Source organism: Stappia albiluteola, from assembly GCF_014050225.1.
GTDB classification, from domain to species: Bacteria; Pseudomonadota; Alphaproteobacteria; order Rhizobiales; family Stappiaceae; genus Hongsoonwoonella; species Hongsoonwoonella albiluteola.
In genome coordinates, this window is record NZ_JACFXV010000060.1 from 1 (window position 1) to 7,737 (window position 7,737).

Consider the following 7,737-nt stretch of genomic DNA (forward strand, 5'->3'; position numbering starts at 1 on the left):
CTGTCGGTCAAAGGCGTGAAACCACTCGGGTGTTTTTGTGGACGACTCGACGGACAATACCCGGAAGCCGCTGAGGTCATGCCGGCTGTTGTAGCTAAGAACCGCCTTGCCCTTGCCGACAGCGATGTCGATCCGCGTCGATCTATGGCCCCACGGGATACGCCGCATCGCCGACAGAAGTTCGGCCCGGTCGAAGCTGATCATGTCCGGCTGCCGTTCGCCGAACTTCGGCACGACGCGGCGCCAGTCCGGAAACTTGCCATCGATCGTGCTGGTGATGATGCGGCCGCCGACGAGCGGCACTTCGAAATTCTCCCCCTCGCGCAGCAGGATCGGCCCGGCGAAGGGCATGGCCGTCAATGCGGGGACGATCATGCGCGGCAGGATGCAAAGCTGGTCGGGCGGGTCCATCTCACCCTGCGCCGCCGGGCTCCATTCGGCCCCCGCATCGATGGCGATCAGCCGGTGACCGTCGGTCGATACGAGCTTGACCTTGTCGGCGCCTTCGGCAACGTCCAGGCAGACGCCGTTGAGGTAATAGCGCGTCTCTTCGGTCGAAACGACACGCAGCGCCCGTTTCAACCTGTCGCGAAAGGCTGCCTCGTCGGCAAGCGTCAAGGTGCCGATCACGGGCCTGGTGGAAAGGTTATCTTCGGGAAAGTCACTGACCGGTGGTGTGATCAGCGTCGTGCGGCCGTCCGGGTCGCTCACCGTCAGCTCGGTGCCGCCGGCCGCCTGCTCGATGGTGATGGGCGTGCCGGCGGCGTGATTGGCGACAAGCATGCGGGCAAGGTTGAACGGCAGCAGCGCGCGGCCGGGCGCGTGGACGCGCGCCGGCAGGCTGAGCGTCAGCCAGGCGCCAAGGTCCGTCACGGTCAGGGTGACCGCGTTGTCCTTCGCCTCGACAAGCGCGCAGCCGAGAACAGGGATTTTCGACCTGTGAAGCCGGATGCGCGACAGCAGCGACAGAACCTTGCGCAGGTCGCCGGCGGGGGTCTCGATCTTGAGCAAATCAGACATTGCATTGACCTCCTGAAACGAGGGGGAAATGCCGATGGGGCGGCGTGCGTCAGCGGCCGTCGTTGCGGCGGCTGAGCGATTTTGCTTTCGCGCGGATGCGGCCGGCGTTGCGCTCGAGCGCCTTGCCGAGGCCCGGATCGCCGACGTCATAGGCGGCCTGCGCGTCGACCGTGTAATCCTCGACCAGCAGCTCCAGCCTGACGCGGCGGTCGGCAACCTTGCGCCGGTGGCAAAGGGTGGCGGCGGCATCGATCGTCACGGGAAGGGCGGCGGTCATTGGCCGTCGTCCTTTGCGAATTCGCGGTTTATCAGGTGAAAGAGGGCTTCGGCCCCGTCCAGAAATCCGCGCGCCCGCGCGCGCTCGCTGGCGAGAGAAAGCGCCGTCGAACAGCAAACCAAGCCGAGAAGGGCCATGCCTAGCATTCCAGAATCATGATTTTCCGGAACGTGGAAGGAGATGCCGAAGAAGACGCCGCCAAGGACGCATAGGCAGACAGGGAAGGCGTCGTATATGGCGCGGCCAAGGCCGATGAACGCTCGCTTTATGAGGTTTGTGCAACGGTTCACCGGGCCACCTCCGGCATGGCGTTGTGCTCGACGCCGTCGAGAAGACGGCCGGCGCGGGATTTGCCGATGCGGGAGACTGTGTCGTCATCGACTTCGTCGCACCACATAGGCCGATAAGGTTCACCCCAATGGCCGCCTTCCCAATCCCTGTGGTCAAAGCGGCTTATTTCCGGGTTGTCGTCGATGTTCCAGCCATCGACGGCGCCCACTTGCGGCGCCCATTCGCCCCATTGTTTGAAGAAGAAAGCGGTGCCGGCGGCGGCGCATTGGTCGCGGATGGATCGCGCCCAATCCGGATGCATCGGCCGTGCGTCGGGGCCGCTTTCGCCGCCGACGATTATCCAGTCGATGCCATCAAGCCATGTCAGCCACTCATTCCCGGGGATTCCCTCCTGGAACGCCAAAAAATCCACCGGCCCGAGAAGCGGCTCGGCGCTGACAAAGCGGATGGCGGTCGGGGTGGCGAGCAGGTCGGGAATGCGCTCGTCGGCGCGGGTCTGGTCCTCGACGGAGACGCCAATCCAGACGTTCGTCAGAGGCCAATTTGCGGGTTGAGTGCAGCCGATTATTGGCGATGCCCGCCAATTGCCTCGCTGCCATCCTGGGTGTCCATCTGGTAGATGACGGCCAACAACCGTCGCCATATCGGCGACCCTGAACGGCGTATTGGGGTCTCTCAGATATTCCCGCATCCTTTTGCTGCGCTTGGTCAGCACCTGGAATGTGTGCTGCGGGCAAAGCGCCATGATGGCGAAAACCTCGTCGAGCACTTCGTCCGGCACGGCCTCATGAAACAGGTCGCCATGAGCGGCGACGAAGATGCGCCGCGGCCGCTTCCAGCGCAGGGGCTGGTCAAGCCATTGCTCGTTGAACCGCACCTCGCCCGTCCAGACCGGGCCGGCCTTGCTCATCTGCGTCAGGCCGGCGCGCGAGGGGTGATGCTGCAGCCGGGTGCCGGCGAGCTTCATCGCGTAGCAATTGGTGCAACCGGGAGAGACGACGGCGCAGCCGGTGACCACGTTCCATGTCGCGTCCGACCATTCGATATCGGTGTTATCGGCCATCACAGCCACCCCGCGAGGCGGGCGGCGGCGTAGACGGTTTCGCCGAGAAGGATGCCGATGGCCGTTGCCACCACGATGACGGACGAGACGGCCTCGACGGCGTCACGCGGGGCCGGGCGCCGCACAAGCGGCGCGAAACCTGAAAACTCGCTGGAATGAGACATGGCGCTCTCCGCTGATCAATGAGCGGAGTTTCATAATTCGAAATTCACCTGTCAACATAAAAATTTCGATTTAAGAAACATGCCTCGCTTATCTCGTTTGTGACATGCCCTAAATCGGAAGCTTGTGCGCGAAAGTGCGCGTCGAATAGAGGACGCAACCGTCGACGGGCGCGGTTGTCATCGCTAGGATTGGCGCATTACGGTTGATTCCGTGAGATGCGGTTGGTCGGTCTTAAGCATCTCTGCTAATTGCGGTGAGAGCCTGGAGGGATCATGGTTTTAGAGATTGCAATTGTTTGGATCGTTTTCGCCGTCATTGTCGGCATCGTAGCAAATTCCCGTCATAGGTCGGCAATCGGGTGGGTCGCGCTGGCGTGCGTTATATCCCCTCTGCTAGCCTTTATTCTCCTCGTCGCCCTGCCCACGCCAGACGACCAAAGAGAGCACAAGGAATACATCGCTGGTAAGCTTAAAAAATGTCCGTATTGCGCGGAGTTGGTTCAGTCGGCGGCTATTAAATGCCGACATTGCGGCAGCGATCTTTCAGACGGTGCGGCCGAGAAGCCTAAGTATTATCAGCAACGCAGATAAGATACTTAGGCTTTGTTGATAATATCGGGTTTGGTTGCAATGTATAACTGCAACCTGCTATCCGTAATATATATTTATTATGATGTTTATGGGATCAACCGGCGATGTCTCGATCGCGGACAGAGCTGCCGCGATCGGTGCAACGCCGTCCGTTTCCTTTGCGATGCGGTAAGCGAGCTTCCTTGGGATATAGCCTATGTGGGCACGCTTGATCGAAGTTCGCCTGAGAATGCTCTTTCCCGTCCAGTAGCCGAAAACCATTATCGCCAGTTCGTCGTGCGGGTTGGATGGCTCCCGGACGAGTTCTATCCCGAACCCCAAGTTTCTTGCGCGTGAATATAGAATGCCGTCAAGAAATAAATTGCATTCTCTTTTGTAATATTCCTCGCCTACAATATTGACTTCGTCAAGAGCGATATTGAAACCAGTGTCTGGTAAAGTCTCTTCTTCTAAAAAGTTAACTCGCATTCATGACCTCTATATCAATCTTGGCGTAATGAAACGTAGTACGATGGCCTTTACTGACACGGTGACACCTTCGTCGTCGCCATTCAATATGATGGTCTTGTAATGTTTGTTTGTCGATCTTGGTATGAGTTCCCACCCATTACCGTTTGACCCGACTTCCTTTAGGGTCAGTTCTACCTTGCCATGTTCCTCGCGCTCGGCCACGACGATGAGGCCGGTGCGGAGAGCAAGCCCGGATTTCGCGAAATCGACGCAGAGGGCGATCCCGCCATCCTGACACAGCAGGTTCATGGAATCGCCGGCCACCCGATAGCCGACAAGGTCTCCGGGCTTGTAAGGCGGTTCTTCGATGGAAAGAATTACCTTTTGTTCCTCGGCATCTAGCCAAAGCGCCTCCACCTCGCGCCATATGCCGGCCTGGACGGTTCCGACAATCGGCACGGCTATCATCTTGGCGCTCGGGATGGGCGAAAGAGGCGCAGCGTCCTGCTTGTCCGGATGGCGCATCAGGTCGCTTGGCCGGATCCCCAAAGCCTGGGAAAAGCGGCTCATCCATTCCGCGTTCATCCGCTGCGCGCCGGTCTCCAGCTTGGAGATCTGGCCTTTGTTGCTGCCGGTTTCCTCGGCAAGGCGATCCTGCGTCCAGCCTTTCGCCTTCCGCCATTCTCGCAGGAAAAATTTCACATGATCGCCATCCATCCGCCGAAGGTATTCAGCGGGGTTTCCGGTGTCGTTATCTGAAAGCGAAATATTTCGCTTGACACCAAGTTTCGATAAATGAAACATTCCGGTCATGGAACACGCACTCACGAAATATCGGAAGGCGAATTGCCTCACGCTCGATGACGTCAGTCGTCAGCTCAGCGTCACGCGAGCGACGGTCTGCAAATGGGAAAAGGGGCGAATTCCGGCCGAGCGCGTTCTTGAAGTCGAGCGCGTTACCGGGGTTCCGCGCCACCATCTGCGCCCGGATCTCTATCCGCTCGATGAACCCGCCGCCTGATCTCCCCGTCCGGGCTGCCGACTCCCGGCCCGGACATGCGCCGTGCGGCGCCGGCCTCTCCCTCCTCCCCGAGGCCGGAGCCGCCGGCGGAGACGGCGCGGAGGGCGAGAAGACGGCGGCAGGCGGCGCGCAGGCGGGCCTGGGCCGGGGTGAGGGGGGTGTGCGGCGATGGGGCCGTTTTGTTGTTCATGGGGCGCAGTCTGGCGCATTCGCGCCAGCGCTGTCAGCCCCGCGCATCGCGGGAAGATACGGGGAAAGGCCGATGACCATGAAGCTTGACCGGGCAACGACGGACTATCACCGATCGGCCCTGAAACAGGCCATGCGCCGCCAGGTGCGGCGCATGCACGGCCAGGAGGCGGCGGCGGCGATCACCCGCGTTTCCGGGCAGACGCTTTCCGACTACGGCAATGCCGACAACCCGCGCCACGCCGACACGCATTGCCCGGTGGACGTGATGCTGGATCTGACGCTGGACGGCGGGCCGGTGCTGCTTTCGGAAATCTGCCGGCTGGCGGGCGGCAGCTTCGTGCCGCTGCCCAGGCCGGACGCCGACGCCGAATGGGCGCGCGAGATCGCCGCGGCGGTGCGCGAATGCGGCGAGGCGGCCTCGGTGCTGTGCCTTGCGCTTGGCAATGGCGGCACGGTGACGGCCGACGAGATCCGCGAAATGGGGATCATGCAGGAGCTTTCCGAGGGCATCGACGCGCTTTGCACGCTGCGGGCGCATTGCGAGCGGGTGATGAGCCGGAGGGACGGGTGATGCTTGATACGGATTTCCTAGATCCTTGTGAAGCTATGGCGCTCAGGGCGCTCAACATGGCTATCGAGATCGACCGGGAAGACTGGGACAGCCCCGAAATCTGCGAGACCGACACCGGCAGCATCGCCCGTGCTTGCACTCTGTCTCAGAACCAGCTTCGCAGCGCTCTCTTCATGATGATCGACCTTGGGTACGTCGAGCGCCGCCCGACCGCGCGGGCCGATTTCTGGTCCTTGACGGTAGAGGGACGCGCCGCGCTGACATTGGCCGGGGTGGCGTGATGGCCTGGCTCTATCTCAATCGCGATGAGCGCAGCGACGTTGTGCGCGAAGGCATTTCCAGGGGCCTGTCCTATGAGGCGATCGGGCAGCAACACGGGGTTTCGCGCTCCGTCATATGCGGCCATGTGTACCGCTACATGCGGACCGAGACCCGTCGCCGGCCCGCAACGCACAAGGCGGAGACAGCGAAAGCCAGGGCGCGCCGCGCGCTGACGTCCTTGCCTTCAGGCGCTCCGGTGCAGGTTGAGGGGCCGGAGTCGGTTGCCTTCGACCCAGGCGAGCCGCTGCCGGGAGTGATGCCCGTCCGGCTGCTCGATCGGCGGGTTTCGCAATGCCCGTGGATCCTCGACGGCCGCGATGAAGACGGCCTTGTGCTGTGCTGCGGCGCGCCGAAAGCGGACGGCAAGAACTGGTGCGCGGCGCATCACGCCCGCACCACGCTGATCTACCAGACACCGGCAGAGGAGCGCGGCAAATGAGCGGCAAATCCCTCAACGATCTGGCGCGGGATCTGGCCAGGGCACGCGCGGCTGCCGACAGGCGGCCGGACGACAAGGCGGCCGAGATCCGCTTTCACGAGGCGCGGATCGCCTATCTGGAAGCCGAGCTTTTTCTTTGCCGGAAAGACCTGGCGCATTGGCAACTGCGGTCGATGGCGCTTGGCCGCGCATTGCGGCGGCGGGTGGCGGCGTATCGGCGGTTGGCGGAAACGGCAAGCAAGGGCGCGATCAAGCGACGCTCGCGCGGCCCGGCGCCGGTACCGGCTCAGGCGGTGCTGTTCGAAATCGTAGGGCAGGGGGTGGCCGCATGATTTCCGACGTCCGAACACCGATGCTGGATCCGTCCGATCCGGGTTTGCCGGAGATCGAAACGAATGACCGGGAAGCGCTGGAACTGGCGACGGAGGCGGCCTGCAAGCGCTTCCGCAAGGCGCATCCGGACGGCGTGCCGAACGAGATGCCTTTCGCGCCGCTGAGCGACGACGACGCGGCGGCGGCCGAGCAAAGGGCGCGGCGTTATGCCAGCCGGGGGCGCATGGGTGACCCGGTTTTGTGGTGCGACCTGGGGATTGCGCTGTAATGGCGGGCTATCTCGAAAAGCGCGAGATCGGCCCGGCCACGCTCTACCTGGGCGATGCGCGGGAGATCGTGCCGGCGCTGCCCAAGGCGCATCTGTTCGTCTCCGACGCGCCGTATCGGCTCACCTCCGGCGGGGCGGCCAAGACCTCGTCCAGGCACAAGCCGATGACCGTCGGCTGGATGGCGGACTATTCCAACAATGGCGCCATCGTCCATTGCGATATCGATTGGGACGAGGTCGCCGCGCTGGCCTTCGAAGCGCTTGTCGACGACGCCGACTGCTACCTGATGGCGAACGACAAGAACGTGTTCCCGGCGCATGCGGCGGGGGTCCGCGCGGGTTTCCGCCTGCATAATCTGCTGGTTTGGGGCAAGGGAACGGCGACGGCGAACCGCTGGTTCATGAAGGACTGCGAGTTCACGCTCTACCTGTTCAAGGGGCGGGCGAAAACGATCCTCACCCCCGGTGCCAAGCAGCTTTCGCAAATCCCGCAGCGCGACGAAACCGGCCACCCGACAGAAAAGCCGGTGCTGGAAATGGAGCGTTATATCCGCGCCTCGGCGAAGCCCGGAGAAACGGTGCTCGACCCGTTCATGGGCTCTGGCTCCACTGGCGTCGCGGCCGTGCGCGCCGGGCGGCGCTTCGTCGGCGTGGAGATCGAGCGGCGGTGGTTCGACGCCGCCTGCCGGCGGATCGAGGCGGCGGCCGCCACGCCCCGCCCGCGCGGGATGTTCGA

14 protein-coding genes are annotated in these 7,737 nt (G+C 62.7%); 8 read left to right on the plus strand and 6 right to left on the minus strand.

Going from position 1 to position 7,737, the window contains the following annotated elements; translation table 11 throughout:
* The 4 genes from H2509_RS14000 to H2509_RS14015 form a co-directional block, all read right to left on the minus strand.
* Nucleotides 1–1,020 (minus strand): DNA polymerase III subunit beta family protein (locus H2509_RS14000; RefSeq protein WP_182166268.1); only part of this gene is annotated, 1,020 nt, incomplete at its 3' end.
* 49 nt (nucleotides 1,021–1,069) lie between these two features.
* Entirely contained in the window at nucleotides 1,070–1,297 is a 228-nt protein-coding gene (locus tag H2509_RS14005; RefSeq protein WP_182166151.1) for a hypothetical protein, read from the minus strand.
* 286 nt (nucleotides 1,298–1,583) lie between these two features.
* Nucleotides 1,584–2,651: a DUF5131 family protein gene (locus H2509_RS14010; RefSeq protein ID WP_182166294.1), complete on the minus strand. Its 1,068-nt coding sequence runs from the start codon at nucleotides 2,649–2,651 to the stop codon at nucleotides 1,584–1,586.
* Nucleotides 2,651–2,815 (minus strand): hypothetical protein, encoded by a 165-nt coding sequence (locus tag H2509_RS14015; RefSeq protein WP_182166296.1) that lies wholly within the window; start codon nucleotides 2,813–2,815, stop codon nucleotides 2,651–2,653. Before H2509_RS14015 ends, H2509_RS14010 begins: the two co-directional genes overlap by 1 nt.
* Before the next feature lie 273 nt (nucleotides 2,816–3,088).
* On the opposite strand from H2509_RS14015, the gene H2509_RS21275 reads away from it, so the two are divergent.
* Nucleotides 3,089–3,406 (plus strand): zinc ribbon domain-containing protein, encoded by a 318-nt coding sequence (locus H2509_RS21275; protein ID WP_182166298.1) that lies wholly within the window; start codon nucleotides 3,089–3,091, stop codon nucleotides 3,404–3,406.
* Nucleotides 3,407–3,463: 57 nt separating this feature from the next.
* On the opposite strand, the gene H2509_RS14025 is transcribed toward H2509_RS21275, so the two are convergent.
* Both H2509_RS14025 and H2509_RS14030 read right to left on the minus strand, forming a co-directional pair.
* Entirely contained in the window at nucleotides 3,464–3,874 is a 411-nt protein-coding gene (locus H2509_RS14025) for an HIRAN domain-containing protein (protein WP_182166300.1), read from the minus strand.
* A 9-nt stretch (nucleotides 3,875–3,883) separates the two neighbouring features.
* The gene (locus H2509_RS14030; RefSeq protein ID WP_182166302.1) at nucleotides 3,884–4,669 is read right to left on the minus strand and encodes a LexA family protein; all 786 of its coding nucleotides are present in this window, start codon (nucleotides 4,667–4,669) and stop codon (nucleotides 3,884–3,886) included.
* Between H2509_RS14030 and H2509_RS14035 the strand changes: the two genes are divergently transcribed.
* The 7 genes from H2509_RS14035 to H2509_RS14065 form a co-directional block, all read left to right on the plus strand.
* Entirely contained in the window at nucleotides 4,668–4,877 is a 210-nt protein-coding gene (locus H2509_RS14035) for a transcriptional regulator (RefSeq protein WP_182166304.1), read from the plus strand. The two genes, H2509_RS14030 and H2509_RS14035, sit on opposite strands and share 2 nt — an antisense overlap.
* A gap of 262 nt (nucleotides 4,878–5,139) precedes the next feature.
* A complete protein-coding gene (locus H2509_RS14040; protein WP_182166306.1) occupies nucleotides 5,140–5,640 on the plus strand; it encodes a hypothetical protein in 501 nt (166 codons plus the stop codon).
* Nucleotides 5,640–5,921, plus strand: a complete 282-nt coding sequence (locus H2509_RS14045; RefSeq protein ID WP_182166308.1) for a hypothetical protein — start codon at nucleotides 5,640–5,642, stop codon at nucleotides 5,919–5,921. The genes H2509_RS14040 and H2509_RS14045 overlap by 1 nt, the downstream gene beginning before the upstream one ends.
* The gene (locus tag H2509_RS14050; RefSeq protein ID WP_182166310.1) at nucleotides 5,921–6,400 is read left to right on the plus strand and encodes a GcrA family cell cycle regulator; all 480 of its coding nucleotides are present in this window, start codon (nucleotides 5,921–5,923) and stop codon (nucleotides 6,398–6,400) included. Before H2509_RS14045 ends, H2509_RS14050 begins: the two co-directional genes overlap by 1 nt.
* A complete protein-coding gene (locus tag H2509_RS14055) occupies nucleotides 6,397–6,732 on the plus strand; it encodes a hypothetical protein (protein ID WP_182166286.1) in 336 nt (111 codons plus the stop codon). The genes H2509_RS14050 and H2509_RS14055 overlap by 4 nt, the downstream gene beginning before the upstream one ends.
* Nucleotides 6,729–7,001, plus strand: coding sequence for a hypothetical protein (locus tag H2509_RS14060; protein ID WP_182166288.1), 273 nt, complete (start codon nucleotides 6,729–6,731; stop codon nucleotides 6,999–7,001). The genes H2509_RS14055 and H2509_RS14060 overlap by 4 nt, the downstream gene beginning before the upstream one ends.
* Nucleotides 7,001–7,737 (plus strand): DNA-methyltransferase (locus H2509_RS14065; protein WP_182166290.1); only part of this gene is annotated, 737 nt, incomplete at its 3' end. The genes H2509_RS14060 and H2509_RS14065, both read left to right, overlap by 1 nt.